Annotated in this window: 27 protein-coding genes and 1 pseudogene; 18 read left to right on the forward strand and 10 right to left on the reverse strand. The window is 70.2% G+C overall.

The features are described 5' to 3' along the window. Positions 1-5: 5 nt before the first annotated feature. From QFZ27_RS13655 to QFZ27_RS13670, 4 genes are all read left to right on the forward strand, one after another. Positions 6-614 (forward strand): BrnT family toxin, encoded by a 609-nt coding sequence (locus QFZ27_RS13655; RefSeq protein ID WP_429226942.1) that lies wholly within the window; start codon positions 6-8, stop codon positions 612-614. Positions 615-700: 86 nt separating this feature from the next. Continuing rightward, the gene (locus QFZ27_RS13660; RefSeq protein ID WP_429226943.1) at positions 701-985 is read left to right on the forward strand and encodes a YciI family protein; all 285 of its coding nucleotides are present in this window, start codon (positions 701-703) and stop codon (positions 983-985) included. 3 nt (positions 986-988) lie between these two features. Further along, on the forward strand, positions 989-1405 hold the full coding sequence (locus QFZ27_RS13665; RefSeq protein ID WP_429226944.1) for an EVE domain-containing protein: 417 nt from the start codon (positions 989-991) through the stop codon (positions 1403-1405). Between the two features lie 7 nt (positions 1406-1412). Then, positions 1413-2123 carry a 4'-phosphopantetheinyl transferase family protein gene (locus QFZ27_RS13670; RefSeq protein WP_429226945.1) on the forward strand — a complete coding sequence of 237 codons (711 nt, stop codon included), beginning with the start codon at positions 1413-1415 and terminating at the stop codon, positions 2121-2123. Here QFZ27_RS13670 and QFZ27_RS13675 read toward each other — a convergent pair. Next, the gene (locus QFZ27_RS13675; RefSeq protein WP_429226946.1) at positions 2089-2958 is read right to left on the reverse strand and encodes a metallophosphoesterase family protein; all 870 of its coding nucleotides are present in this window, start codon (positions 2956-2958) and stop codon (positions 2089-2091) included. The two genes, QFZ27_RS13670 and QFZ27_RS13675, sit on opposite strands and share 35 nt — an antisense overlap. A gap of 36 nt (positions 2959-2994) precedes the next feature. Next, complete coding sequence (locus QFZ27_RS13680) at positions 2995-3234, reverse strand: hypothetical protein (protein ID WP_429226947.1); 240 nt, start codon at positions 3232-3234, stop codon at positions 2995-2997. Positions 3235-3383: 149 nt separating this feature from the next. On the opposite strand from QFZ27_RS13680, the gene QFZ27_RS13685 reads away from it, so the two are divergent. Further along, on the forward strand, positions 3384-3881 hold the full coding sequence (locus QFZ27_RS13685) for a DUF1003 domain-containing protein (protein ID WP_429226948.1): 498 nt from the start codon (positions 3384-3386) through the stop codon (positions 3879-3881). A 2-nt stretch (positions 3882-3883) separates the two neighbouring features. Here the strand turns inward: QFZ27_RS13685 and QFZ27_RS13690 are convergent, their stop codons facing one another. Beyond that, positions 3884-4417: a gamma-glutamylcyclotransferase family protein gene (locus QFZ27_RS13690; protein ID WP_429226949.1), complete on the reverse strand. Its 534-nt coding sequence runs from the start codon at positions 4415-4417 to the stop codon at positions 3884-3886. A gap of 259 nt (positions 4418-4676) precedes the next feature. On the opposite strand from QFZ27_RS13690, the gene mscL reads away from it, so the two are divergent. Further along, positions 4677-5096, forward strand: coding sequence for a large conductance mechanosensitive channel protein MscL (gene mscL / locus QFZ27_RS13695; RefSeq protein ID WP_429226950.1), 420 nt, complete (start codon positions 4677-4679; stop codon positions 5094-5096). Between the two features lie 58 nt (positions 5097-5154). Here mscL and QFZ27_RS13700 read toward each other — a convergent pair whose 3' ends face one another. After that, a complete protein-coding gene (locus tag QFZ27_RS13700) occupies positions 5155-5550 on the reverse strand; it encodes an OmpA family protein (protein WP_429226951.1) in 396 nt (131 codons plus the stop codon). 103 nt (positions 5551-5653) lie between these two features. After that, positions 5654-6790 carry a cupin domain-containing protein gene (locus QFZ27_RS13705; protein ID WP_429226952.1) on the reverse strand — a complete coding sequence of 379 codons (1137 nt, stop codon included), beginning with the start codon at positions 6788-6790 and terminating at the stop codon, positions 5654-5656. A gap of 130 nt (positions 6791-6920) precedes the next feature. On the opposite strand from QFZ27_RS13705, the gene QFZ27_RS13710 reads away from it, so the two are divergent. Both QFZ27_RS13710 and QFZ27_RS13715 read left to right on the forward strand, forming a co-directional pair. Beyond that, a complete protein-coding gene (locus tag QFZ27_RS13710) occupies positions 6921-8111 on the forward strand; it encodes an acetyl-CoA C-acyltransferase (RefSeq protein ID WP_429226953.1) in 1191 nt (396 codons plus the stop codon). Between the two features lie 21 nt (positions 8112-8132). Beyond that, entirely contained in the window at positions 8133-9029 is an 897-nt protein-coding gene (locus QFZ27_RS13715) for an NAD(P)-dependent oxidoreductase (protein WP_429226954.1), read from the forward strand. An 80-nt stretch (positions 9030-9109) separates the two neighbouring features. Here the strand turns inward: QFZ27_RS13715 and QFZ27_RS13720 are convergent, their stop codons facing one another. Continuing rightward, on the reverse strand, positions 9110-10918 hold the full coding sequence (locus tag QFZ27_RS13720) for an ABCB family ABC transporter ATP-binding protein/permease (RefSeq protein WP_429226955.1): 1809 nt from the start codon (positions 10916-10918) through the stop codon (positions 9110-9112). A 107-nt stretch (positions 10919-11025) separates the two neighbouring features. On the opposite strand from QFZ27_RS13720, the gene QFZ27_RS13725 reads away from it, so the two are divergent. From QFZ27_RS13725 to QFZ27_RS13735, 3 genes are read left to right on the forward strand one after another with little or no spacing between them, the layout of a single operon-like run. Continuing rightward, a complete protein-coding gene (locus QFZ27_RS13725; protein ID WP_429226956.1) occupies positions 11026-11490 on the forward strand; it encodes an Rrf2 family transcriptional regulator in 465 nt (154 codons plus the stop codon). Continuing rightward, complete coding sequence (locus QFZ27_RS13730; RefSeq protein ID WP_429226957.1) at positions 11480-12382, forward strand: NAD(P)/FAD-dependent oxidoreductase; 903 nt, start codon at positions 11480-11482, stop codon at positions 12380-12382. Before QFZ27_RS13725 ends, QFZ27_RS13730 begins: the two co-directional genes overlap by 11 nt. A gap of 57 nt (positions 12383-12439) precedes the next feature. Then, the gene (locus QFZ27_RS13735; RefSeq protein WP_429226958.1) at positions 12440-13048 is read left to right on the forward strand and encodes a 2-hydroxychromene-2-carboxylate isomerase; all 609 of its coding nucleotides are present in this window, start codon (positions 12440-12442) and stop codon (positions 13046-13048) included. Positions 13049-13233: 185 nt separating this feature from the next. Here the strand turns inward: QFZ27_RS13735 and QFZ27_RS13740 are convergent, their stop codons facing one another. Beyond that, complete coding sequence (locus QFZ27_RS13740; protein ID WP_429226959.1) at positions 13234-14364, reverse strand: peptidoglycan-binding domain-containing protein; 1131 nt, start codon at positions 14362-14364, stop codon at positions 13234-13236. Between the two features lie 128 nt (positions 14365-14492). Between QFZ27_RS13740 and hisS the strand changes: the two genes are divergently transcribed. From hisS to QFZ27_RS13755, 3 genes are all read left to right on the forward strand, one after another. Then, a complete protein-coding gene (gene hisS, locus QFZ27_RS13745; RefSeq protein ID WP_429226960.1) occupies positions 14493-15836 on the forward strand; it encodes a histidine--tRNA ligase in 1344 nt (447 codons plus the stop codon). 2 nt (positions 15837-15838) lie between these two features. Then, positions 15839-16807, forward strand: a complete 969-nt coding sequence (locus QFZ27_RS13750) for a small ribosomal subunit Rsm22 family protein (protein ID WP_429226961.1) — start codon at positions 15839-15841, stop codon at positions 16805-16807. A gap of 125 nt (positions 16808-16932) precedes the next feature. Continuing rightward, positions 16933-17322, forward strand: coding sequence for a DUF6881 domain-containing protein (locus QFZ27_RS13755; RefSeq protein WP_429226962.1), 390 nt, complete (start codon positions 16933-16935; stop codon positions 17320-17322). Positions 17323-17335: 13 nt separating this feature from the next. On the opposite strand, the gene QFZ27_RS13760 is transcribed toward QFZ27_RS13755, so the two are convergent. Then, positions 17336-17647: an NUDIX hydrolase gene (locus tag QFZ27_RS13760; RefSeq protein WP_429226963.1), complete on the reverse strand. Its 312-nt coding sequence runs from the start codon at positions 17645-17647 to the stop codon at positions 17336-17338. A gap of 177 nt (positions 17648-17824) precedes the next feature. On the opposite strand from QFZ27_RS13760, the gene QFZ27_RS13765 reads away from it, so the two are divergent. Continuing rightward, a complete protein-coding gene (locus QFZ27_RS13765; protein WP_429226964.1) occupies positions 17825-18832 on the forward strand; it encodes a glycosyltransferase family 4 protein in 1008 nt (335 codons plus the stop codon). A gap of 17 nt (positions 18833-18849) precedes the next feature. Continuing rightward, positions 18850-19164, forward strand: a pseudogene (locus tag QFZ27_RS13770) (DUF6881 domain-containing protein). A gap of 109 nt (positions 19165-19273) precedes the next feature. On the opposite strand, the gene QFZ27_RS13775 reads toward QFZ27_RS13770, so the two are convergent. Beyond that, positions 19274-20941: an acetolactate synthase large subunit gene (locus QFZ27_RS13775; protein ID WP_429226965.1), complete on the reverse strand. Its 1668-nt coding sequence runs from the start codon at positions 20939-20941 to the stop codon at positions 19274-19276. A 207-nt stretch (positions 20942-21148) separates the two neighbouring features. Between QFZ27_RS13775 and QFZ27_RS13780 the strand changes: the two genes are divergently transcribed. Both QFZ27_RS13780 and QFZ27_RS13785 read left to right on the forward strand, forming a co-directional pair. Continuing rightward, positions 21149-22363 (forward strand): adenylate/guanylate cyclase domain-containing protein, encoded by a 1215-nt coding sequence (locus QFZ27_RS13780; RefSeq protein ID WP_429226966.1) that lies wholly within the window; start codon positions 21149-21151, stop codon positions 22361-22363. Between the two features lie 171 nt (positions 22364-22534). Next, entirely contained in the window at positions 22535-23575 is a 1041-nt protein-coding gene (locus QFZ27_RS13785) for a zinc-dependent alcohol dehydrogenase family protein (protein ID WP_429226967.1), read from the forward strand. Between the two features lie 68 nt (positions 23576-23643). On the opposite strand, the gene QFZ27_RS13790 is transcribed toward QFZ27_RS13785, so the two are convergent. Further along, positions 23644-24309, reverse strand: a complete 666-nt coding sequence (locus QFZ27_RS13790; RefSeq protein ID WP_429226968.1) for a hypothetical protein — start codon at positions 24307-24309, stop codon at positions 23644-23646. Between the last annotated feature and the right edge of the window lie 26 nt (positions 24310-24335).

Genomic DNA, 24335 nt, shown 5'->3' on the forward strand with positions numbered 1-24335 from the left:
TTTGTATGGAAGTCCGGTTCGAGTGGGACCCGGCCAAGGCCGCTGGCAACCTGCGCAAGCACGGGGTCAGCTTCGAGACAGCCATGCGCGTCTTTGCCGACCCGTTCGCCCTGACGGACCAGGATCGGATCGAGGGCGGCGAGCAGCGTTGGCAGACCCTCGGTATGGTCGCAGGGCATGTCCTGTTGCTGGTGGCTCACGCGATCCGGGACGAGGATGGCACGGTCAGCCGATCGAGATCGTTCGCATCATCTCGGCCAGGGCGGCCGACCGGAAGGAGAGACGACGCTATGAGCAGGAAGCCCGTTAGGCACGATATCGATCTCGCCCAGCTGCCGCCCCTGACCGAGGCGCAGGAGGCCGAGCTCGCCGCGCTGGCCGCTCGCCCAGACAACGAGATCGACACCAGCGACATTCCTCCGCTGACCGAGGCGTTCTGGCAGAACGCCGAGCGCGGCCGGTTCTATCGGCCGGTCAAGGCTTCGACCACCGTGCGGATCGATGCCGACGTGCTAGCCTGGCTGCGGTCGCAGGGGAAAGGCTACCAGTCGCGGATCAACGCGATCCTGCGGCGCGAGATGCTGGCCGCACTCCGGTCCCGAAAGACCGGCTAGCCGGAAGCGCCGGAGGTGTCCTGCCCCTTTCCCAAGCGCTCGTCTTTCCGCTAGCGTCGCCAGCATCCAGCGTATCGGAGGAATCCTTGCAGTTCTCGATCGTCACCGTCGACCGGCCGGACGGGCTGGAGATCCGCCTCGCCAACCGGCCGGCGCATCTCGCCTATCTCGAGGCCAACGCCGCCCGCATCATCGCCGCCGGCCCCCACCTCTCGGCCGATGGGCAGACCATGCTCGGCAGCCTGCTGCTGATCGAGGCGGCGGACCGGGCCGAGGCCGAGCGCTTCGCCGCCGAGGACCCGTTCAGCAAGGCGGGCCTGCCGGCCAGTGTCGCCATCACCCCCTGGCGCCGCGTCTATCCGAAGGGTTGAGCCATGAACCACTGGCTGGTGAAATCCGAGCCCGTCAAATGGGGCTGGGAGCAGATGGTCAAGGCCAAGCGCACCCATTGGGACGGCGTCCGCAACTACGCGGCCTCGAACAACCTGAAGGCGATGAAGCTCGGCGACGAGGCGTTCTTCTACCACTCCAACGAGGGGCTGGAGATCGTCGGCATCGTCGAGATCGTGCGCGAATACTACCCGGACCCGAGCGACGAGAGCGGTCGCTTCGGCATGGTCGATGTGCAGGCCTCGCGGCCGCTGAAGACCCCGGTGACATTGAAGCAGATGAAGGCCGAACCGGCCCTATCCGACCTCGTCCTGATCCGCCAGGGGCGGCTGTCGGTCGCCCCGGTCAGCGACGCCGAGTGGAAGCACATCTGCAAGCTCGGCGGCGTCGACCCGAAGTGAGGGTGGCATGAGCGACGCCCCCGCCGACGCTCATGTCTGGACGGCCGAGGTGCCGGAGGACGAAGCCCTCTATCAGGCCTGCCTGCCGTTCCTGACCGCGGCGGAGCGGGCGCGGGCCGCGCGCTTCGTCATGCCCGGCGACCGCCGCCGCTTCGCCGCCGCCCGGTCGCTGATGCGGCGGCTGCTGCAGGAGATCGCCGGCGTCCCGGCCGGTGACTGGGATTTCGCCATCGGCGACCACGGCAAGCCGCTGGTCTGCCGGCCGGAGGCGGGGCGGTCGATCGGCATCAACATCTCGCATGCCGAGGGCATGGTCGCCTGCGCCGCGGCGCCCGGCAGCGTCATCGGCGTCGATCTCGAATGGCTCGGCCGGGTGGTCGAACCGCGCATCGCCGACCGCCGCTTCGCCGCGGCGGAGGCGGCGGCCGTGCGGGCAGTGCCGGCCTCGCGCCGGCGCGAGGCCTTCCTGCAGATCTGGACAGTCAAGGAAGCCTATGTGAAGGCGCTCGGCGGCGGCCTGACCATTGCGCTCGACAGCTTCGTGGTCGAGACGCTGTCGGAACGGCCGAGTGTCCGCTTCCTCGACCCTGTGGTCGACGGATCCGCCTGGCATTTCCGGCAGTGGCGGCCTTCGCCCTGCCACCTGCTGGGCTTGGCGCTGCGCAAGCCCGCGGGCGAGCCGGTCATCGCGGTCCGGCCCGTTGCCCTGACGCCCTGACGCTGGGAGCGGGCTCAGGCGGGCCGGGCAGGATCTCACGCAGATAGGCGCCGATGCCGTAGGCCTGCTCCCATTGATAGGGATAGCCCAGCGACACCTCCTCGAACCGGGTGTCGTCGCGCCAGTCGGTGTGGCGGACATGCAGGTGGCCGCTGACCGCGACCGCGGCGCGGAAGCGCCGGTGCCAATCCTCGGTCAGCACCGTGCCGCACCACGGGCTGAAGCGCGGGATGCGTGGGATGCGCACCAGGTCGCGGCGCAGCGGATAGTGGTTGACCAGGATGGTCGGCAGCCCGGCGGGCAGCGCCGCCAGGCGCCGGGCGGTGGCCTCGATCCGGGCCTGGCACCAGTCCTGCCGGGTCGGGTAGGGGTCTGGGTACAGCAGCAGCTCGTCGGCGCAGACGGCGCTCTCCTCCGCCGCCCAGGCCACCACCTCCTCGATCGGCAGCTCGGCCGGGCGGAAGCTGTAGTCATACAGCAGGAACAGCGGCGCGATGGCGTGCTCGCCGCCCGGCCCGGGCCAGATCGGATAGGGATCCTCCGGCGTGGCCACGCCGTGCCGCCGGGCCAGCGCGACCAGCGAGTCGTACCGCTCGCCCCCGCGCAGGGCGGCTGGACTGCGCCCCCGGGTCCACAGCTCGTGATTGCCCGGCACCCAGATCAGCCGGGCGAATTTCGTTGCCAGCGCGGCGAAGGCGCGGCCCAGCCCATCGGCGGTTTCGGCGATGTCGCCGGCCAGGATCAACCAGTCCCCGGGATGATCGGGCAGGACGTCGAGCCGCTCGAAGCTGGCGTCGGAGGCGAGGTGCAGGTCGCTGATGGCATAGAGGCGCATGGCCACAGCTTGGCCGCTCCGGGCCGATCTGGCCAGCTATCCCCTGAACCGGTGCAGCTCGACGTCGAGATCGGAGCGCCAGCTGCGCGGCGCGTCGTCGGCCAGGGCGTCGGGGTCGGGGCGGGCCGGCTCGTCCGCCCGACAGAACAGCTCCGGATGCATGCCATGGGCACAGAAGGCGAAGCCGTCGATGACGGCCTGCGCAACCTTCGACACGGCCCGGCGCAGGGTCCCGGGCGGCGTCCGGTCCGCGGCGAACGACCAGTCCGGTCTCATCACACTCACCCCTTGCGCGGCGGGCCACGGGTTCGATGGGTGAGATTTGCAGCCGGCCGCTACCGGGCGATGGCAGAATCGGGCGAAATGATTGCCGGTGTAACAGTCACGAGCCCGGTTCGCCGCGGCCCACCGCCAGGAGAGAGTTCATGAGCCGTGCCCCCAGCCTGACGCCGGAGGATGAGAAGCTGCTGCGCGAGCTGCGGGAGCAGCGGCGCGGCCACCGGGCCAAGCATCATGGTGGCCTCAGCTTCGGACAGCGCCTGGCCGACGGCGTGGCGGCGACCGTCGGCTCCTGGCGCTTCATCATCGCGCAAAGCGTGCTGCTGTTTCTCTGGATCCTGCTGAACGTGCTCGGCTGGATCCAGGCCTGGGACCCATACCCGTTCATCCTGCTGAACCTGGCGCTGTCGTTCCAGGCCGCCTACTCCGCGCCGATCCTGATGATGAGCCAGAACCGGCAGGCCGAGATCGATCGCCAGCACGCCGAGGTCGACTACAAGATCAACATCAAGGCCGAGCTGGAGATCGAGCAGTTGCACCAGAAGATCGACCTGCTGCGCGAACAGGAGGTGGTTCGCCTGACCCGTGCGGTCGAGCTGCTGCTGCAGCGGCTCGAAGCGGCGGAGGGGAAGGGCGCGGCCTGACCTTACCGCGGCCGGCGTCGCTCGGCGAAATGCCGCTCGGCGCGGGCTTCGGCATAGCGCCGGTCGGCCTGGGCCTTGACCTCGGGCCAGCGTTGCGCGGCCTCGGCGCTGCTCATCTTGCCGTACAGCGACATGTAGGCCTCGTGATGCATCAGGGTGCGCGGCTTCTCGGTGGCCTGCCAGGCCTCCAGATGCCAGGGCTCGCCGGCATCCTCGAGCGCGCCGGTCGAGGCGTAGATCTGCGCCTCGGCGCGGCTGCCGTCGGCCAGCGCCACGTCTACCGGCTGCAGCGCGTAGTCGTCGCTCTCGAAGAACTGCATCCGGTCGATCTCGTCGCCGATGAAGCCCTCGACCAGCAGTCCGTCGACCCGCCCGTCCGGATGCGGCACCAGGATCGGATAGCTCTCGCCCTTCACCTTGCGGCTCTGCCGGCCCAGCAGGGTCGCCGGCTGCGTCGCCAGGGCCGCCATCGGCCGGCCGATCACCAGCGCGAACAGGTCGGGATCCTGCAGCGTGCCGAAAAAGAACAGGCGCATCGGTCGTTTCCCTTCCCGGCCCGGGCGGTTCCGACGGCCGGTCGGCCGCCCGGTATTGTGGAGTAAGCGAGGGGCCGCAATTTGATCCTGCAGCGCCGAAAGTCAAGGTGATTCGCAGGAATTTCTTGAAGCCGAAAATTCGGCCATTTCCCTGCTTTGTCAGCATGTTTGCAGGTTTTTCTATGATCTCGAGCAAAACAGTTATATACATTTATGCCGCGGCCGGCATCGGCCACCAACAGAGATTTGGGGGCAGCGGATGTTACAGGAGTTCAAGGCCTTCATTGCCCGCGGCAATGTGATCGACTTGGCGGTCGGTATCATCATGGGCGTGGCCTTCACCACGATCGTGAGTTCCCTGGTCAACGACATCATCATGCCGCCGATCGGCGTGCTGCTGGGCGGTGTCGACTTCTCGAATTACTACATCAACTTGTCGGGGACCCATTACGACAGCCTTGCCGCGGCCAAGGAGGCCGGCGCCGCGACGATCAACTACGGCGTCTTCATCAATGCGATCATCAACTTCCTGATCATCGCCTTCGCCGTGTTCCTGCTGGTGAAGCAGGTCAACCGCTTCATGAAGAAGCCCGAGGCAGCCGCGGCCCCCGCCGCGCCGCCGCGCAGCGAGGTGCTGCTGGAGGAGATCCGCGACACGCTGCGCAGCCAGCGCGGCTGACCGGTTCCGTCCCCCTTCCTGTCATGCCCGATCGGGCATGACAGGAAGGGGCTTCATCTCAGTAGACGATCCGGATCTCGACGCGGCGGTCGCCGACGGTGACCCCCGGCAAGGCCCCGGCATCGCCATGGCCCTCGACACGGTGGATCAGGTCCGGGGAGATGCCGTCCGCCACCAGCTCCGCGGCAACGGCCTCGGCCCGCTTGACCGACAGCGCCTCATGGGTGTCGCGCGGGCCGGCCTTGCCGGCGAAGCCGTCGACGTTGATCGACTTGGCACCCCAGCTCTTCGCCTCCGATGCCGCCTTGGCGATCAGCGCCCGCGCATCCGGCGTCAGCGTCGCGCTCTCATCCTTGAAGAAGATGTCATAGGCGCCGCCGGCCTTGGGGGCGCAGGCGGCGATCGCCAGGACGGGAAGCAGGGCCAGGAGCGCACGACGGCTTGCAATCTGCATGATCGACCTGTTCGGGTTTGTTGTTGGTCGGGAATCCTTACCTGACCGGCCCGGCCGATAGAAGTGCTTCCGCTTCGCTGCGCTCTCGAAGTTGCGATCCCCGTCAGCGCGACTTGCCGGCCGCTTCGATCGTGCCCTGGCCCAGCAGCGCATCCAGCAGCGCCGCCGCCGCCGGATCGGCCCAGGCCGCCTTCGCCTCCTCCGCCGACAGCCGGCCGTCACCGCACAGGCGCAGCGCCGCCTCGGCGGCGGCGCCGGCCGGGGCCGGATAGGCCTCGCCATCGGCGAACAGGGTGACGGCCCTGCCGTCGCGGGCGAAGGCCAGGCGGCTGCCGATCGCCCGGCGCAACGCGCCGGCCGGGCGGCGTTTGCGCGGCGGCGGCGCCTCGCGCTCCTCCTTCGGCTCGGTCAGCAGGCTGCCCAGCCAGCCGGCCAGGAAGCGGCGGTCGTCCAGCTTTTCGGCGAGATAGGCGCGCACCCGCTCGAGCGCAGCCTCCGGGATCTCTCCCGGGTTGGCGGGCGGCGCCAGGTCGGGGTCGGAATAGCGCCGCTCCTCGTCCTCGGCATCGGCCACGGCGGCGGCGAAGCGGCCGGCCAGCTCGGCCACGCTCGGGGCGCGGAAGCCGATCGAGAAGGTCAGGCAGTCATCCTCGGCGACGCCGTCATGGGCCCAGCCCGGCGGCAAATACAGCATGTCGCCCGGCTCCAGCACCCATTCCTCGGCCGGGGTGAAATCGGCCAGCAGCTTCAGCGGCTGGTCGGGCACCCAGGCGGGCCGGATCTCGGCCGCGCCGCCGATCTGCCAGCGCCGGCGACCCAGCCCCTGCAGCAGGAACACGTCGTACTGGTCGACATGGGCGCCGACGCCGCCGCCGGCCGGGGCGTAGCTGACCATGACGTCGTCCAGCCGCCAGTCGGGCACGAAGCGGAAGCGGTCGCGCAGCGCCGCCACCTCCGGCTCCCACAGATCGACGCCCTGTACCAGCAGGGTCCAGTCCTTCGCCGGCAGCTTGCCGAAATCGGCCTCGTCGAACGGCCCGTGCCGCACCGCCCATTTGCCGCGGCGGCGGGTGACCAGCCGGCTCTCCGCCCCGTCCTCGCAGGCCAGCCCGGCCAGCTCGTCCGGCGTGACCGGGCTGGTCCAGCCCGGGATCGCCTGGCGGATCAAGAGCGGTGCCTTCTGCCAGTGGCGGGCCAGGAAATCGGTGGCGGACAGGCCGCCGAGCAGGGGATCGGTCATGGAAGCTGCACTATGCTCGGGGTGACGACGGCGCGCACTCTACCGGGTCGATCCGTCCTCGCCCAGCGGCGGTTCCATCGTGCTAGCATCGACCCAACGAGACACCGCCCCCCACGAACTGGAGGATGTCATGAGCGCGAATGATCCCGTCGTCATCGCGGGCGCGGCCCGCACCCCGATGGGCGGCTTCCAAGGCGAGCTGAAGGATGTGAAGGCGCCGCAGCTCGGCGCCGTCGCCATCCGTGCGGCGCTGGAACGCGCCGGCCTCGCCGCCGATGCGGTGGAGGAAGTGGTCATGGGCTGCGTGCTGCCGGCCGGCCTGGGCCAGGCCCCGGCGCGCCAGGCCGCCCGCGGCGCCGGCCTGCCCGACGCGGTGCCCTGCACCACGGTCAACAAGATGTGCGGCTCCGGCATGAAGGCGGTGATGCAGATCCATGACACGATCGCCGCCGGGTCGATCGGCATCGGCGTCGCCGGCGGGCTGGAGAGCATGACCAACGCGCCCTACCTGCTGGACCGCGCCCGCGGCGGCTACCGCATGGGCCACGGCCGGGTGCTGGACCACATGTTCCTCGACGGGCTGGAGGATGCCTATGAGCCCGGCCGGCTGATGGGCACCTACGCCGAGGACACGGCGCAGCACTACCAGTTCACCCGCGAGCAGCAGGACCACTTCGCTCTGACCAGCCTGGAGCGGGCGCGCAAGGCGTCTGAGGACGGCACCTTCGCCCGCGAGATCGCGGCGGTGACGGTCAAGGGCCGCGGCGGCGACATCAGCATCTCGACCGACGAGCAGCCGCGCAACGCGAAGCCCGACAAGATCCCGACGCTGAAGCCCGCCTTCCGGCCGGACGGCACGGTGACGGCGGCGAATTCCAGCTCGATCTCCGACGGCGGCGCGGCGCTGGTGCTGCTGCGCCGGTCGGAGGCGCAGAAGCGCGGCCTGCCGATCCTGGCCGAGATCAAGGGCCATGCCAGCCACGCTCGGGCGCCGGCCTGGTTCACCACCGCGCCGATCGGGGCGATGGAGACGCTGTTCCAGCGCACCGGCTGGTCGGCCAGGGATGTCGACCTGTTCGAGATCAACGAGGCCTTCGCCGTGGTCACCATGGCGGCGATGCGCGACCTCGACCTGCCGCATGACAAGGTCAATGTCCATGGCGGCGCCTGCGCCCTGGGCCATCCCGTCGGCGCGTCGGGAGCGCGGATCATCGTCACGCTGTTGAATGCATTGCAGACCCACGGCCTCAAGCGCGGCGTCGCGGCGCTCTGCATCGGCGGCGGCGAGGCCACGGCGGTGGCGATCGAACGGGCGGCATAGCCGGAACGAGAGGACAGGACGATGACGGAGAAGACGCAGGTCGGCGTGGTCGGCCTCGGCAGCATGGGTGCGGCGATGGCGGCGCGCCTGCTCGACCAGGGCTGGCCGGTCGCGGTGTGGAACCGCAGCCCGGCGGCGGAGGAGCCGCTGCTGGCCAAGGGCGCGGTCCGGGCGGCGACGCCGGCCGAGGCCGCGGCGGGCGGCATCGTCCTGTCCATGGTGGCCGATGATTTGGCGCTGAAGGGCGTGACCACGGGCGACAGCGGCATCCTGTCCGGCCTGCCGCAAGGCGGCGTGCATGTGTCGATGAGCACGGTCAGCCCGGTGATCGCCGCCGACCTCGCCGCGGCGCATGCCGAGGCCGGCTCGGCCTATGTCGGGGCGCCGGTGTTCGGCCGGCCGCCGGCGGCCGGCTCGGGCCAGCTCTGGATCGCCGTCTCCGGCCCGGCCGCGGCCAAGGACAAGGTCCGGCCGGTGCTGGAGACGCTGGGCCAGGCGGTGCACGACTTCGGCGAGGCGCCGGAGGCTGCGAACGTTGTCAAGATCGGCGGCAACTTCATGATCGCGGCGGCGATCGAGGCGATGGCCGAGACCTTCACCCTGCTGGAGAAGCATGGCGTCTCCGTCCGCCAGGCGCATGAGCTGTATTCCAGCTCGATCTTCGCCGCGCCGATCTACAAGAGCTACGGCGGCTTCATCGTCGACCGGAAGTTCTCGCCGCCGGGCTTCCGCATGCCGCTCGGCCTCAAGGATGTCGGCCTGGCGATGGCGGCCGGGGAGAAGGTGGGGGTGCCGCTGCCCTTCGCCGCGGTGCTGCGCGAGCGCTTCATCGGCTCGATCGCCCGCGGCCGCGGCGACCTCGACTGGACCGCGATCGCCCTCGATGCCGCCGAGGCGGCGGGTTTGAAGGTGGATTGAACGTCCCTTTCTCGCGCCGTCCCTTTTTATCCTCCCCCTCCCCTTGCGGGAGGGGGAGGATAGATGGGAACTCCTGCGCACTATTCGGCGGCCGGCTCCGCGACCCGGTGCTGGCGCTGCCATAAGGCGGCATAGAGCCCATCCCGGGCCAGCAACACCACGTGGCTGCCGCGCTCGGCGATCCGGCCGCGGTCCAGAACCAGGATCTCGTCGGCATGGACCACGGTCGACAGCCGGTGGGCGATGATCAGGGTCGAAGTGCCGCGCGAGGCCTCGGCCAGCCGCTCCTGGATCGCCTGCTCGGTGGCGCTGTCGAGCGATGACGTCGCCTCGTCGAAGATGAACAGCCGCGGCTGCTTCAGCACGGCGCGGGCTATGGCGACGCGCTGCTTCTCGCCGCCCGACAGCTTCAGCCCGCGCTCGCCGACCCGCGTGTCCCAGCCGTCCGGCAGCCCGGCGACGAAGCGGTCCAGCTGGGCGATCCGTGCCGCCGCCTCGACCTCCCCCTGCGTCGCCTCGGGCCGGCCGAAGACCAGGTTGTCGAACAGAGTCTCGTTCAGCAGCACCGTGTCCTGCGGCACCACGGCGATGGCGGCGCGCAGCGAGGCCTGGGTGATGTCGCGCAGATCCTGCCCGTCCATCAGGATCCGGCCCTCGGACGGGTCGTAGAAGCGGAACAGCAGCCGGGCGATGGTCGACTTGCCGGCGCCCGAGGCCCCCACCACGGCAACCGTCCGTCCGGCCGGCAGGGTGAACGACACGTCGCGCAGGATCGGCCGGCGCGGGTCATAGGCGAAGGAGACGTGCTCGAAGACGAGGGCGCCGTTTCCGGGCGGCAGCGGCACCGCGCCCGCCGCATCCGTCACCTCCGGCGCCTCGTCCAGCAGCGCGAACATCTGCTCGACCGACCCCAGCGAGTTGCGGATCACCCGGTACAGCCGGCTCAACTGCTCCAGCGGCCGGGCCAGGCGTACGAAATAGGTGTTCAGCAGCACCAGGTCGCCGACCGACATGGTGCCGGCCTGCACCGCCTGGCCGCCCAGGATCAGCAGGATGGCGAGGCCGACGCTCAGCACCGTCATCTGGGCGATGCCGTTCAGGCTGCGCAGGGCCAGCCCCCGCGCGGCCAGCCGCTCGACCTCCTCCAGCCGCTCGTCGTAGCGGCGGCCGATCGCGCCCTCGGCGCCGAAATACTTCACCGTCTCGTAGTTGATCAGGCTGTCGATGGCGACGGCATGGGCGCTGCTGCTCTCCCGGTTCATCGTGCGGATCGTGGTCCGCAGGTTGTCGGCGCCCAGCGTCATGGCCCAGGCGAAGGCGGCCAGGGTGGCGGCCGTGACCAGGGCGTAGAAGGGCGGCAGATGCGCCAGCAGGATGACGCAGGTGGCGGCGATCTCGATCAGCAGCGGCAGGATGCGGAAGGCAACGTCGTAGATCAGCTCGCGGATGCCGGCCAGGCCGCGGCCGAGGTCCTCGCTGACCGCGCCGGTGCGGCGGCCCAGATGGAAGCGCAGCGACAGCCCGTGCAGATGGGTGAAGAAGGTGCGGCTCAGCCGGCGCACCAGCCGGTGCTCGATCGGGCCGTAGGCAGCGTATTGCAGCTCGCCCAGGATGCGCCCGACCCAGGAGGCGACGGCATAGGCGGTGATCACACCCATCGCCCCGACCGCCCAGGTGTTGGCCTTGCCGGCATAGGCGTCGATCGCCAACGAGAACAGCAGCGGCACCAGCGCCACGGCGAAGGAGGACAGGAACACCAGGGCGACGCAGGCCAGGATGCGCAGCCGCACGCCCCAGCTCTCGCCGCGCCACAGATAGGGCATGACCCGGCCCAGCGTGGCCAGGTCGCCGCGCGCGCTGTGGTCCCCTCGGGGCGGTGTCATCGCCATGGCCGGACTCGCATCGTCAATGTCCCATCCTAATACACGGCCGGCCCCGGCATCCCGTCGCCATCGCGCTGGACTCGTCGATCGAATCATGTAACTTTTCAAGTTACATGAAACGCAGCGAACGCCTTTCCGCCGCCCTCCATGTGCTGGTGCACATGGCCGCGCGGCCCGACGCGGCCCTGACCTCGGCCGAGATGGCGGCCTTCGTCGGCACCAACCCCGTGGTGATCCGGCGCGGCTTCGCCGGGCTGCGCCAAGCCGGCATCGTCGCCTCGGCCAAGGGCCATGGCGGCGGTTGGCGCCTGGCGCGGCCGCCGGAGGCGATCACCCTGGCCGAGATCCAGCACGCCCTCGGCGAGCGGGTGGTCTCGCTCACCGCCTTCGACGTCCCCCAGCCGACCTGCCTGATCCTGCGGGCGGTGACCGCCGCGCTGGACGAGGCGATGCAGGAGGCCGAACGCGCGCTCGACCGCCGCCTCGCCACCCTGACCCTGGCCGACCTCGCGGCCGACGCCCGCCGGCTGAATGCCGGAAGCGGCCATCCTCACGGAGAGTTCCATCATGGTTCATGACGTCATCGTGGTCGGCGGCAGCTTCGCCGGCCTGTCCGCGGCGATGCAGTTGGCCCGCGCCCGCCGTCGGGTGCTGGTGATCGATGCCGGCCGGCCGCGCAACCGCTTCGCCGCCGCGGCGCACGGCTTCCTCGGCCAGGACGGCAAGCCGCCGCGGGAGATCCAGCAGGAGGGCCTGCGTCAGCTGCTCGCCTATCCGACGGTGGCGTTCGTCGAGGGCGAGGCGGTGTCGGCCCGCCGCACCGACAGCGGCTTCGCGGTGGCCCTGGCCGATGGCGGCGAGGCGGCGGCGACCTGCCTGATCCTGGCCATCGGCATGGCCGACGAGCTGCCGCCGATTCCGGGGCTGCAGGAGCGCTGGGGCGCCACCGTGCTGCACTGCCCCTACTGCCATGGCTACGAGGTCGCCGGCCGGCCCCTCGGCGTCCTGGCCAACCACGCGCTCTCGACCCACCAGGCCGGGATGCTGCCGGATTGGGGGCCGACCACCTATTTCACCCAGGGCGAGTTCGAGCCCGATCCCGCGCAGGCCGCCTATCTGGCCGGCCGCGGCGTGTCGATCGAGCGCAGCCCGGTGGTCGAACTGCTGGGTACCGCGCCGGCGCTCGAGGCCGTGCGGCTGGCCGACGGCCGGGTGGTGCCGGTGGCCGCCCTGTTCACCGCGGCGCGGATGCGCCTGGCCAGCCCGCTGGCGGAGCAGCTCGGCTGCGCCCTCGACGACGGCCCGCTCGGGCCCCGCCTGCGCGTCGACGACTTCAAGCAGACCACGGTGCCGGGGGTGTTCGCCGCCGGCGACGCGGCGACCCCGATGCACAACGCCACCCTGGCCTCGGCCTCGGGCGTGATGGCGGGGGTGTGCGCCCACCGGTCGCTGATGGGGATGGCGGCGTAGGATATCGACAGCGCGGCCCGGCTGGGCGAGGCTGCCGCCCAACGGGAGGAGAGCCGGATGCCGTCGCCGATCGAGTTCTATTTCGACTTCGCAAGCCCCTATGGCTATCTCGGCGCCAAGCGGATCGACGCGCTGGCCGCGCGCTACGACCGCGAGGTGCGATGGAAGCCGGTGCTGCTGGGCCCGATCATGAAGCAGATCGGCACGAAGCCGATCCGCGAACTGCCGGTCCGGGGGCCGTATCTGGAGCAGGACGTGGCGCGCTTCGCCGCCTTCCTCGGCGTGCCCTTCACCCTGCCGGCGCAATGGCCGATCGCGGCGCTGGTGCCGTCGCGCGCGGTGTGGTGGCTGGCCGATGACCGGCCGGCCCTGGCGCATGACCTCGCCGTCGCCCTCTACGACGCCCATTGGGGCCGCGGCGAGGATATCGCGGCGCCCGAGGCGGTGGTCCGCATCGCCGCCGGGCTCGGCCTTGACACGGCGGAGACCGCAGCGGCGATCCAGCGCCAGGAGGTCAAGGACCGGCTGCGGGCCGAGACCGAGGCGGCGGCGGCGAAGGGCGTGTTCGGCTCGCCCTTCTTCCTGCTCGACGGCGAAGGCTTCTGGGGCGCCGACCGGCTGGACCAGCTGGAATGGCGCCTGAACGGAAGTCCGGAGCGAGAGTAACGTCCGCTCAGCGGCGCGGCCGGCTCCCCCTCACCCTCCCGGCCCAAGCGGGCCGGGGTCCCTCCCTCTCCCCGAGGAGAGGGGAACGGCCGAGCCCTATACCTCTCCTCGGGGAGAGGTCGAAATCGCGAAGCGATTTCGGGTGAGGGGGTGGCTCCCACCCATCCGTTGAGAGAAATGCGGACTCAGCGCACCTTCTCCGGCTTGTAGTACTCCGGCGCCCAGCCCTTGCCGGTCCAGCGGAACAGGCGGCCGCCATCGACCAGCAGGTCGCGCTTGCCGGCGCTGTAGCTCGGCGCCAGGGCCAGGTCGTGGGCCTTGCCGTCGGCGACCGGGGTCAGCGACTGCGAGCCCTCGGCCAGGATCTCCCAGGGGCAGCCGCTCGAGTCGCAGTGCTTGGCGTCGTTCCAGAACACGATCACGTCCGGGGTCAGCTGGCCGGGCTTCTCGTCCAGCTCCATCTCGGCCACCTGGAACGGCGCGTCGCGCCAGTTGATCACCGCCGGCGCCACCATCGGCGCATAGCGGGCCTCGAGCATCGGGATCAGCCGGTCGGGGACCGGGCTCAGCCAGCGCAGCGGCGGCGGCGGGCTGCCCGGGGTGGGGGCGCTCGGCGGCGTCGCCGCGGCGGTGTCGGTCTGGGTGGGGGCGGCGGTGTCGGCAGGGGCCACGGGCGGGGCGGCGCCCTGGGTCGGCGCCGTGGACGGCGCGATCGGGGTCGGCGCGCCCGGCGTGGCGGCGGCGGTCCGGCCGCCGCTGGCGAGATGGGCCACGGTCTCCACCGTCAGCCCGTCATCCGGCGCCGGCGGCAGGCTGTTCCTCTGCTGATAATCCCGCACGGCCGCCTGGCTGCGCTGGCCCAGGATGCCGTCGACCTGGCCCAGCCGATAGCCCGCTCCGTTCAGGGCGGACTGCACCGCACCGATCTCGGCCCGGTCGAATTCGACCGTCGGGCTGTCATAGACATAAGGTCCGGCGATGCGGGGCGCGCCGTCGCAGTTCGGCGGCAGCGCGTTCGCCGTTTCGACCGACGCACCGCGGCCGTCGAAGCGGATCGCCAGGGCGGCGCCGCTGTTGCTGGTCCAGGTGATGGTGTCGCCCACCGGCTTCGCCATGCCGGACATCAGGCAGATGCCGCCGCGGCTCGATCGGTGCAGCAGGAAGGCGACGTTGCCGTCCTGCGTCGGCTGGACCAGAAGCCGGATCGGCGCGCCGCCGCCGGCGACATAGGTGCCGGCCTCGATATTGGCGGCAAAAGCGGTGCCCGCCCAGCCGGCAGTCGCCGCCAGGCAGGCCAGGGCAATGGTGGAACGCATCCGGGGTTCTCCGTGTCGTCTCGGTCGCGTGCGAAACGTCCGGGGTGCAGGTCCGGTTCCGATTCCCCGCGGGTGACGGCGGCGGCGCGATCGGCTAAACCGCCACACTCCCTAGGAAGATGACCGCCATGTCCGAGACCCGAATCATCAAGCCCCAGCCGATCAGCGGCTTCCCGGAATGGCTGCCGGAGGAGAAGCTGGTCGAGGACCGCGTCCTGCGCATCATCCGCGACGAGTTTGAGCGCTACGGCTTCACCCCGATCGAGACGGCGGCGGTGGAGCGGCGCGAGATCCTGACCGCCAAGGGCATCGTCGAGAAGGAGATCTACGCCCTGTCCCGCCTGGCGGCGGGGGAGGGGGAGGACGCTTCGACCGACATGGCGCTGCATTTCGACCTGACCGTTCCGACGGCGCGCTACGTGGCGCAGAACGCGGCCCGGCTGACCTTCCCGTTCCGGCGCTACCAGATCCAGAAGGTGTGGCGCGGCGAGCGGCCCCAGGCCGGCCGGTTCCGGGAGTTCTACCAGGCCGATATCGACGTCATCGGCAACGGCAGCCTGGGCTTGCTCAACGACGCAGAGATCCCCTGCGTCATCAACGCCATCTTCGCCCGCATCGGCATCGGCGAATTCGTCATCCGCATCAACAACCGCAAGCTGCTGCAGGGCTATCTGCTCGACCAGGGGCTGACGGCGGAGGGCGTGGGCGCGGCGCTGAAGGTGATCGACGCGATCGAGAAGGTCAGCCGCGAGCGCACCTTGGCCGACCTCGCCGCCCATGCCGGCGTCGACTCGGGCACGGCGGCGCGGATCGTCGACCTCGTCACCCGGCCGGTGACGATCGCCGACCTGCGCGCGATCGAGGGCGGCGACCTCTACCGCGAGGGGCTGGACGAGCTCGGCCAGGTGGCCGACGGCCTCGCCGCCTTCCAGGTGCCGGCGCATCGCTGGCGCATCGACCTCGCCATCGTCCGCGGCCTCGACTACTACACCGGCACGGTCTACGAGACCCAGCTGGTGGCGAACCCCGAGGTCGGCAGCATCTGCTCCGGCGGCCGCTACGAGGACCTGGCCAGCAACTACACCAAGGCGAAGCTGCCGGGCGTCGGCATCTCGATCGGCGTCACCCGCCTCTTGTCCCGCCTGTTCGACGCCGGACTGCTGAAGCCCGGCGCCGCGACCCCCGCGGCGGTGCTGGTGACGGTGATGGACCGGGCGCAGCTGCCCTATTATCTCGGCCTGGCCACGGCGCTGCGCGCCGCCGGCATCGCCACCGAGCTGTTCACCGAGGGCAAGAAGGTCGGCGACCAGCTGAAATACGCCGACAAGAAGGGTTTTCGCCTGGCCGTGATCGCCGGCGAGACCGAGATCGCCGCCGGCACGGCGGTGCTGAAGACCCTGGCGTCCGGCGAGCAGTCCACCCATCCGCAGGGCGACCTGGCCGACGCCGTGCGGCAGGCGCTCGCCGTGTAGCCATGGAGTTGCCGGCCGCCCTGCGCGTCGCGGTTGACCGGGCGCTGGAGGGCGTCGTCCTGGCCGAGCTGTCGGCCGCCGCCGCGCGGCTGTCGCAGCGCTACCGGGCCGAGCTGCGCGACGGCCGCTTCCATGTCGGTGACGACCGGGCGGTCCAGGCCTATCTCGCCACCAGGCTGCCGGCCACCTACGCCGCGATCAGCAGCTGCCTGGAGGCGGTGGCGGAACGTCGCCCGGACTTCGCCCCCACGCGCCTGCTCGATGCCGGCGCCGGGCCGGGCACCGCGCTCTGGGCCGCGGCAGAAACCTGGCCGGAGCTCGCCGCCGCCACCCTGCTGGAGGGCAGCGCCGCCTTCCGCGACTGGGGTGCCCGACTGGCCGGGGACGTCCTGCCGCCGGCGGACTGGCGCGCCGCCGACCTGGCCCGTTCATTGCCCCAGCTGCCGGCGCACGACCTCGTCATCCTGTCCTATGTGCTGGACGAGCTGGCGCCCGACCGGCGCGGCGCCCTGGTCGAAGGGCTGTGGGCGGCCACCGGCGACCTGCTGCTGATCGTCGAGCCCGGCACCCCGGCCGGGTATCGCCGCATCCTCGACGCTCGGGACCGGCTGATCGCGGCCGGCGGCCATGTTGTGGCGCCGTGCCCGCACGACCGCGCCTGCCCGCTGGTCGAGCCCGACTGGTGCCATTTCGCCCGGCGCGTGGCCCGCTCGCGCCTGCACCGCCAGGCCAAGGGCGGCGAGGTGCCGTGGGAGGACGAGAAATTCGCCTATGTCGCGGTCTCGCGCCGCCCGGCCACACCGATCGCAGGCCGCGTCATCGCCCCGCCCCGCGGCGCCGGCTCGCGCATCGACCTGCGGCTGTGCGCGCCGGACGGGGTGGTCGAGCGCACCGTGACCAAGCGCGACGGGTCGCTGCTGAAGACGGCGCGCCGGCTGAGATGGGGCGATGCATTGGAGAGAGATTCGTAGGCTGGGTTCGCCTCGGCGAACCCAGCATGCCGCCACCCGAACCGGTGTTGGGTTCGCGGTCGCGAACCCAACCTACGTGTCCGAAAAAGCGGTATGATCCTGCGGTAGATCCGAGGGAGATCCGCTTGGAATACATTCGGGTTCGATGGCTTCACAGCCGCCGGGACGACCCTGTCCTGCTCATCAGCGAGCTCGATGCAGCCCGATGGGAAACCCGAAAGATCGAGATCTTTCCGGATGGCTCCATAGGGTACGCGGACAGCCAAGTGGAGCACGGAGGCACCCGCTTGGGGCTGGTGCCGGTCCCGTCGATCGCGGACATTGCCGCCGACCCCGAGTTCATCCCCGAAGAAATCACGCGCGAGGAGTTCGAGGAAGCCTGGAGCTTGCGGATTCTCGCCGAGCGCGCGGCGCGTGCGGACATTCCGAAGGCGCTCGAGATCCTCAAGCGCGCCGGCGTCGGCAATCCTCCAGCGAAAGGCGATGCCTTGCCCCGGAGCCGGAAACACCAATAGTTCGCCTCCGTGACTACCGGCTGTCCTCCACGCGCAGCAGTTCGACCGTGGGCGGCGAGGCCAGGATCTCGCTGAAGGCGTGCATCCAGCGGTTCGTCTCCTCGTCGTCGCCGATCCCCCGTTCGCGGAACCGGTCGAACTGGTCCAGGCTGGTCAGCTCCACCTCGAACTGTAGCGCCGCCCCGCCCTGGCCGCGGGTCAGCGGCACCAGCAGCCGGGCCTTCAGCCGGTTGGCCCGGGCGGCCTCGACCTCGCGGTGGATGAAGTCGATCGCGCTCTGGCGGTTGACGGGTTGGACGTCGTACGAGAAGCGGGCGATGTACATGCCGGTCCCTCCTGGGTCGCTGGGGCGGTCCTAAGGGGACAACACCCCGGCTCCGGATTTCGGCTCATCGCCGATCTCACCGCAGACCGCCCGGCGCTGAAATGGGGCGACGCGGCCGGCACCGGCGCGTAGCCTTGGGTCGCTGCCGTGATGACCAGCGGCAGGAAAGGGCACATCTTGCGCATCGCCATGCTGGCGCCGATCTCCTGGCGCACGCCGCCGCGCCACTACGGCCCGTGGGAGCTGGTGACCAGCCTGCTGACCGAGGCGCTGGTGGCGCGCGGCATCGACGTCACCCTGTTCGCCACCCGGGACAGCCTGACGGCCGGCACGCTGGCCGGCATCTGTCCGGCGCCCTATTCCGAAGACCCTGCTATCGACGCCAAGGTGTGGGAGATGCTGCACGTCGCCCATGTTTTCGAGCGGGCGGGCGAATTCGACCTGATCCACAACCAGGCCGATTTCGTGCCGCTCGCCTTCTCGCGGCTGGTGGCGACGCCGGTGGTGACGACGATCCACGGCTTCTCCTCCGACCGCATCCTGCCGGCCTTCCAGGCGTATCAGGACCGGGTCCATTATGTCGCCATCAGCGATGCCGACCGCAGCCCCGGGCTGCGCTACGCCGCCACCATCCACCATGGCATCCGGCTGCAGGACTTTCCGTTCGATCCGCAGGGCAGCGACGACCTGCTGTTCTTCGGCCGCATCCATCCGGACAAGGGCGCGGCGGAAGCGATCGCGGCAGCCCACCGGACGGGGAGACGGCTGGTGATGGCCGGCATCGTCCAGGATCAGGGCTATCACGACGCCCAGGTCGCACCCGCGCTCGACGGCCGGTCCGTGGTCTATCGCGGCCCGCTCGGCGGGGCGGACCGCACGGGCGCGCTGGGCGCCGCGCGGGCCCTGCTGCACCTGGTCAATTTCGACGAACCCTTCGGGCTGTCGGTGGTCGAGGCCCTGGCCTGCGGCACGCCGGTCATCGCCAGCAGGCGCGGCTCGATGCCCGAGCTGATCGACCACGGCGTCACCGGCTTTCTGGTCGACGGCATCGACGAGGCGGTGGCCGCGATCGGCCGGATCGGCGAGATCGACCGCGCCGCCTGCCGGGCGGCGGTGGCGGCGCGCTTCACCGTCAACCGCATGGCCGACCGCTATCTCGCGCTGTACCGGTCGATCCTGGGCTGAGCTTCAGCGCGACAGAAATGCGATATGATCCTGCGGTGGCTCCGAAGGAGGACCGCTTGGACTACATCCGCGTCCGATGGCTTCACAGCTTTCCAAATGATCCCGTGCTGCTCATCAGCGAGCTTGATGAGGTTCGCTGGGAAACCCGCTAGGTCGAGATCTTTCCGGATGGCTCGAAAGGCTATGCGGACCACGCGGCCGAGCACCACGGGACCGGGCTGGGTCAAGTTCCCGTGCCGCCGTTGGAAGAGATCGGGGCGGATCCCCAGTTCATCCCCGAGCGCATCACTCGCGACGAGTTCGAGGAGATCTGGGCCTCACGCCATTCATGAGGCAATCCGTTCCCGTCATCGCGAGGAGCGAAGCGACGCGGCGATCCAGCGGCTCGATCTCTGAATCGCCACGCCCCTGCGGGGCTCGCGATGACGGGAGGAAAGAGGATCAGTCGGCCTCGACCGCCGAGGCGTGGCTGCGCAGCTCCTCGATGAACACTCGGCTGTTCTCGGTGTAGTCGATCGGCACGCTGACCAGGTGCACGCCGCCCCGGGCGAAGGCCTGCTCCAAGGTCGGCGCGAAGTCCGCCGCGGAGTCGACCTTCCAGCCGGTCGCTCCATAAGCCTGGGCATAGGTGACGAAATCCGGGTTGCCGAAGGTCAGGCCCCAATCGGCGAAGCCCTGCGCCTCCTGCTTCCAGCGGATCATGCCGTAGGCGTTGTCGACCAGGATCACCACGACCAGGTTCAGCTTCAGCCGGATCGCCGTCTCCAGCTCCTGCGAATTCATCATGAAGCCGCCGTCGCCGCACACCGCCATCACCCGCCGGTCCGGATGCAGCATCGCCGCCGCCATGGCCGAGGGCAGGCCGGCGCCCATGGTCGCCAGCGCGTTGTCCAAGAGGATGGTGTTGGCGATGTGGGTGCGGTAGCTGCGGGCGAACCAGATCTTGTACATGCCGTTGTCGAGGGCGACGACGCCGTCCTCGGGCATCACCGCGCGCACGTCGTGGACGATGCGCTGCGGCAGCAGCGGGAACCGGTCGCTGGTCCCGTCCGCCGCCACCTTCTCCAGGATCGTCCGGCGCAGCCCGGCGAAGGCCTCGGCCGCGGTCGGGTGCGGCCCGCCGAAGGCCTCGGCGATGCGGGCCAGCGAAAGCCCGATGTCGCCCACCACCTCATGGTCCGGGAAATACACCTCGGCGATGTCGGCCGGCTGGTAGCCGACATGGATCACCTTCTGCCCCGCCTGCTCCATGATGAAGGGCGGCTTCTCGACCACGTCGTGGCCGATCGCCAGGATCAGGTCGGCCTTGATCACCGCATCGTGCAGGTAGTCGCCCTCGGATAGGGCGGCGGTGCCGATATAGAGACCGGAATTGCCGTCGACCGCGCCCTTGCCCATCTGGGTGTTGAAGAACGGGATGCCCATCCGGCGCACGAAGTCGGACAGCGCCGGCACCAGGTGGCGGCGGTTGCCGGCGGCGCCGATCATCACCAGCGGGCGCTCGGCCGCGCGCAGCATCCCGGCGGCGGTCGCGATCGCCCCGTCATTCCCCACCGGCAGCTCCAGCGGGTGCAGCGGCACCGGGCCCAGCCCCTCGGGCGCCGGGGCGGCGGCGATGTCCTCCGGCAGCTCCAGATGCACCGGGCCCGGCCGCTCCTCCTGGGCGATGCGGAAGGCGTTGCGCACCAGGGTCGGGATCGCGCCGGTGCTGACGATCTGGCGCGAGAACTTGGTCAGCGGCCGCATGGTGGCGACGATGTCGACGATCTGGAACTGCGCCTGGCGGCTTTTCAGGATCGGCTTCTGCCCGGTGATCATCACCATCGGCATGGCGCCCAGCAGGGCATAGGCCGCCCCGGTGGTCAGGTTGAGCGCGCCGGGCCCGAGCGTGGTCAGGCAGACGCCGGCCTTGCCGGTCAGCCGGCCATAGGTCGCGGCCATGAAGGCGGCCGACTGCTCGTGCCGGGTGACGATCAGCGCGATGCCGGAGCGGCGGAGCGATTCGACGATGTCGAGATTCTCCTCGCCGGGCACGCCGAAGACGCGGTCCACGCCCTCATTGACCAGGGCCTCGACGAGAAGGTCGGAGCCGGTCCGTTGCGCAGCCATGATGGTCCTCTCCTGCTGGGCGGTGCGATGTGCCCTGCAAAGATAGGCCGTAAGCCGCGGCGATGACATGACCGTGCCGCAGGGCAGACGGACAGCTCGCGCACGGGCGGCATGGCCGCGACGGTGGCCACGGTCGCCCCGCGATGCGATGCTGTCCGCGCCAAGCGCCGCATTGACCGCGCCTCGCCGAAGGGTTCTTCTCCCGCCATGCAAGACGGATTGCCGCCGGACTGGGACTGCCGACCGATCGCCGACAGGCATCGTGCTGGGCTGCAGGCGCTCGGCCTCTGGCTGGTCGAGGCGACGCGGCGGCCGGTGCCGCTCAAGGGCCTGTTCCCGGGCTTCTGCGAGCGGGTGGCGCAGACCATCGTCCCCACCTGGCGGATCCATATCGGGCTCGAGGTGCTGCATCCCGAGATCAGCGGCACCATGCTGGTCTGGAGCGACGAGACCATCGAGTTCGGGGAGCGTGCCCGGCAGGGCATCCTGCAGAGCACGGGCTATCTGACCAGCCCGACCAAGATCGTCGACGACACCGAGCGGGCGTATCGCCGGCGCCTCGACGCCGATGTCAGCGACATGCCGTTGCTGCAGGAGCTGCAGGAACAAGGCTCGACCGATTACCTGATCACGCCGCTGCCCTTCCTCGACACCAGCCGCACCCGGTTCCTGTCCTTCGCCACCCGGCAGCCGGGCGGTTTCGACGACGACGACCTGAAGGCGCTCGACACCGCGGCGCGCCTGTTCAGCCCCTATGCCGAGCGCCAGGTGTGGAAGCGCATCGCGCTCGACCTGCTCGACACCTATGTCGGTGCCCGCACCAGCCAGCGCATCGTCGAGGGCCAGATCGAGCGCGGCGAGGTCGACTGGGTCGAGGCGGCGATCTGGCTGGCCGACATGCGCGCCTTCACCCGGCGCAGCGAGACCAACGCCATCCGCGACGTGGTGGCGATGCTGAACGGCTGGTTCGGCGACATGGGCGTGGCGATCGAGGCCGAGGGCGGCGAGATCCTCAAGTTCATCGGCGACGCGGTGCTGGCGATCTTCCCGGTGACGGCGGAGACCGACCGCGGCACTGCCTGCGCCGCCGCCTTGGCCGCGGCCGAGGCCTTCTGCGCCAAGGTCGACGCCACCAATGCCGAGCGCGGGCTGACCGGGCCGGACGCGGTCGATTTCGGCATCGGCCTGCATCTCGGCGAGATCGCCTACGGCAATATCGGCGCGGCGCGGCGGCTGGACTTCACCGTGATCGGCCCGGCGGTGAACCGCGCCAGCCGGCTGGAGGAGCTGACCAAGACGCTGCGCCGCCGGGTGCTGGTGTCCGAGCCGTTCCGCGACGCCTGCGGCCGTCCGCTGCTCGACCTCGGCCGCCACGTCCTGCGCGATGTCGAAGGCACGCACCGGATTTTCGGGGTTGAATAGTCTCTAGTATTGTCATCCTCGGGCTTGACCCGAGGATCCAGGGGCTTTCGAGAACCGTTCCTTGTGGCCCCTGGGATTGCCGGGTCAAGCCCGGCAATGACAGATGGAGAAGAGGTTCCGTTTTTCCGGCGGACGTGCCGCCCCTCCTGCAACAGCCACAGGCCCGACCCGATGAAAGCCGTCGTCTTCGAACAGTTCCGCCAGGCGCCGACCATCCAGACCGTGCCGGACCCGTCGCCGTCGGCGGAGGGCGTGGTGGTCAAGGTCGAGGCGACCGGGCTGTGCCGCAGCGACTGGCATGGCTGGATGGGGCACGATGCCGACATCGTGCTGCCGCATGTGCCCGGGCATGAGCTGGCCGGCACGATCGTCGCGGTCGGGCCGCAGGTGCGACGCTGGCGCGAGGGCCAGCGCGTCACCGTGCCCTTCGTCGCCGGCTGCGGCCATTGCCCGGAATGCGCCAGCGGCAACCAGCAGGTCTGCGAGCGCCAGTTCCAGCCCGGCTTCACCGCCTGGGGCTCCTTCGCCGAATATGTTGCGCTCGACTTTGCCGACACCAATCTCGTCGCCCTGCCGGATGAGATCGATTCGGCCACGGCGGCCAGCCTGGGCTGCCGCTTCGCCACCTCGTTCCGCGCCATTGTCGACCAGGGCCGGGTGCGGGGCGGGGAGTGGGTGGCGGTGCATGGCTGCGGCGGCGTCGGCCTGTCGGCGATCATGATCGCCCGCGCGCTCGGGGCCAATGTCGTGGCGGTCGACCTGACCGAGCAGAAGCTCGACCTCGCCCGCCGGCTCGGCGCCGCGGCCACGGTCAATGCCGGCGGCTCGGCCAATGTGGTGCACGAGATCCGCGACCTCACCGGCGGCGGCGCCCATGTCTCGGTCGACGCGCTCGGCCACCCGGCCACCTGCATGAACTCGATCCGCTGCCTGCGCCGCCGCGGCCGCCACATCCAGGTCGGGCTGATGCTGGACGACCACGCCCGGTCGCCGGTGCCGATGGACCGGGTGATCGCCTATGAGCTGGAGATCCTCGGCAGCCACGGCATGCAGGCGTTCCGCTACCAGGCGATGCTGGACATGATCGCGGCCGGCACGCTGGCGCCGCAGCAGCTGGTCGGCAGCCGCATCCGCCTGGATGAGGCGGCGGTGGCGCTGACGCAGATGGACCGCTTCGACGGCACCGGCATCAGCGTCGTCACGCGGTTCTGAGGGGGAAGACCGGGCGGGTTGGGGTCGCCGCAGTCGGACCCAATATCTGCACCGAGCGTGCCCGGCCTTCAGTCGATGGGGCGGGATGGCGCCTGAACCAATCCGGAATCCGGAGACGGCTGCCAGCGCGGGATCATCCTGACGCTGAAGCCTTCCCTGCATAGGCCGTCGATGATCCCCCACGCCAGATGGAACTGGAAGTCGACCAGCTCACGGGACACGATCGGCTTATCCAGAACGTAGATTTGCAGAGGCAACTCGATGCCGCCGGCCGCATGGCCGCGGATCAGTGCGACAAGGGTCTCTATGCTCCTGTTGATAGCCGACGAGATCTTCAATGCGTCGAACAAGGCGGAGAGGGCGTCGGTCGGGACCCGCCAGTCCGTGGGATCCAAGGTGATCTCGCGCGGCTTCCAGGCCCATGACTCCAGGAACACCCCATGCAGCGTCGGGAACCATCCCGAATCCATGCCGAACCCGCCACCGTCCGCAGAGGCCAGCCCCCATGGGCATTTCGGACCGAAACCGTGTTCTGAATAGGAGATGAAGTCCGCGACGAGCCAAGCAGGGTAGGTTGTGGGTTCCGTCGCATAGTCCCATCGCAGCATGTGCCGTTGCGGCTCGACGAGGTGTCGGCGCAGCTGCTCCCGGGTTTCTTGATCCTTGATGCGCTCGTATTCCGCGGCGACCAGTGCGCGGATGCAGGCACGCTCGATTTCGTCAGGGTAGGACATGCGGATCGTCCTCGGTCGCCTCGTTC

Source organism: Inquilinus ginsengisoli (assembly GCF_050434925.1).
GTDB classification, from domain to species: Bacteria; Pseudomonadota; Alphaproteobacteria; order DSM-16000; family Inquilinaceae; genus Inquilinus; species Inquilinus ginsengisoli_B.

What these genes read in the sequence shown, in the direction of transcription:
- QFZ27_RS13720 (WP_429226955.1), bottom strand. Translation starts at nt 10,918, where the DNA reads ATGGCGATGACACCGCCCCGAGGGGACCACAGCGCGCGCGGCGACCTG.
- QFZ27_RS13725 (WP_429226956.1), top strand. Translation starts at nt 11,026, where the DNA reads ATGAAACGCAGCGAACGCCTTTCCGCCGCCCTCCATGTGCTGGTGCAC.
- QFZ27_RS13785 (WP_429226967.1), top strand. Translation starts at nt 22,535, where the DNA reads ATGAAAGCCGTCGTCTTCGAACAGTTCCGCCAGGCGCCGACCATCCAG.
- QFZ27_RS13705 (WP_429226952.1), bottom strand. Translation starts at nt 6,790, where the DNA reads ATGACCGATCCCCTGCTCGGCGGCCTGTCCGCCACCGATTTCCTGGCC.
- QFZ27_RS13665 (WP_429226944.1), top strand. Translation starts at nt 989, where the DNA reads ATGAACCACTGGCTGGTGAAATCCGAGCCCGTCAAATGGGGCTGGGAG.
- QFZ27_RS13700 (WP_429226951.1), bottom strand. Translation starts at nt 5,550, where the DNA reads ATGCAGATTGCAAGCCGTCGTGCGCTCCTGGCCCTGCTTCCCGTCCTG.
- QFZ27_RS13685 (WP_429226948.1), top strand. Translation starts at nt 3,384, where the DNA reads ATGAGCCGTGCCCCCAGCCTGACGCCGGAGGATGAGAAGCTGCTGCGC.
- QFZ27_RS13655 (WP_429226942.1), top strand. Translation starts at nt 6, where the DNA reads ATGGAAGTCCGGTTCGAGTGGGACCCGGCCAAGGCCGCTGGCAACCTG.
- QFZ27_RS13760 (WP_429226963.1), bottom strand. Translation starts at nt 17,647, where the DNA reads ATGTACATCGCCCGCTTCTCGTACGACGTCCAACCCGTCAACCGCCAG.
- QFZ27_RS13670 (WP_429226945.1), top strand. Translation starts at nt 1,413, where the DNA reads ATGAGCGACGCCCCCGCCGACGCTCATGTCTGGACGGCCGAGGTGCCG.
- QFZ27_RS13675 (WP_429226946.1), bottom strand. Translation starts at nt 2,958, where the DNA reads ATGCGCCTCTATGCCATCAGCGACCTGCACCTCGCCTCCGACGCCAGC.
- QFZ27_RS13750 (WP_429226961.1), top strand. Translation starts at nt 15,839, where the DNA reads ATGGAGTTGCCGGCCGCCCTGCGCGTCGCGGTTGACCGGGCGCTGGAG.
- mscL (WP_429226950.1), top strand. Translation starts at nt 4,677, where the DNA reads ATGTTACAGGAGTTCAAGGCCTTCATTGCCCGCGGCAATGTGATCGAC.
- QFZ27_RS13780 (WP_429226966.1), top strand. Translation starts at nt 21,149, where the DNA reads ATGCAAGACGGATTGCCGCCGGACTGGGACTGCCGACCGATCGCCGAC.
- QFZ27_RS13740 (WP_429226959.1), bottom strand. Translation starts at nt 14,364, where the DNA reads ATGCGTTCCACCATTGCCCTGGCCTGCCTGGCGGCGACTGCCGGCTGG.
- QFZ27_RS13735 (WP_429226958.1), top strand. Translation starts at nt 12,440, where the DNA reads ATGCCGTCGCCGATCGAGTTCTATTTCGACTTCGCAAGCCCCTATGGC.
- QFZ27_RS13715 (WP_429226954.1), top strand. Translation starts at nt 8,133, where the DNA reads ATGACGGAGAAGACGCAGGTCGGCGTGGTCGGCCTCGGCAGCATGGGT.
- QFZ27_RS13775 (WP_429226965.1), bottom strand. Translation starts at nt 20,941, where the DNA reads ATGGCTGCGCAACGGACCGGCTCCGACCTTCTCGTCGAGGCCCTGGTC.
- QFZ27_RS13730 (WP_429226957.1), top strand. Translation starts at nt 11,480, where the DNA reads ATGGTTCATGACGTCATCGTGGTCGGCGGCAGCTTCGCCGGCCTGTCC.
- QFZ27_RS13690 (WP_429226949.1), bottom strand. Translation starts at nt 4,417, where the DNA reads ATGCGCCTGTTCTTTTTCGGCACGCTGCAGGATCCCGACCTGTTCGCG.
- QFZ27_RS13680 (WP_429226947.1), bottom strand. Translation starts at nt 3,234, where the DNA reads ATGAGACCGGACTGGTCGTTCGCCGCGGACCGGACGCCGCCCGGGACC.
- QFZ27_RS13790 (WP_429226968.1), bottom strand. Translation starts at nt 24,309, where the DNA reads ATGTCCTACCCTGACGAAATCGAGCGTGCCTGCATCCGCGCACTGGTC.
- QFZ27_RS13710 (WP_429226953.1), top strand. Translation starts at nt 6,921, where the DNA reads ATGAGCGCGAATGATCCCGTCGTCATCGCGGGCGCGGCCCGCACCCCG.
- hisS (WP_429226960.1), top strand. Translation starts at nt 14,493, where the DNA reads ATGTCCGAGACCCGAATCATCAAGCCCCAGCCGATCAGCGGCTTCCCG.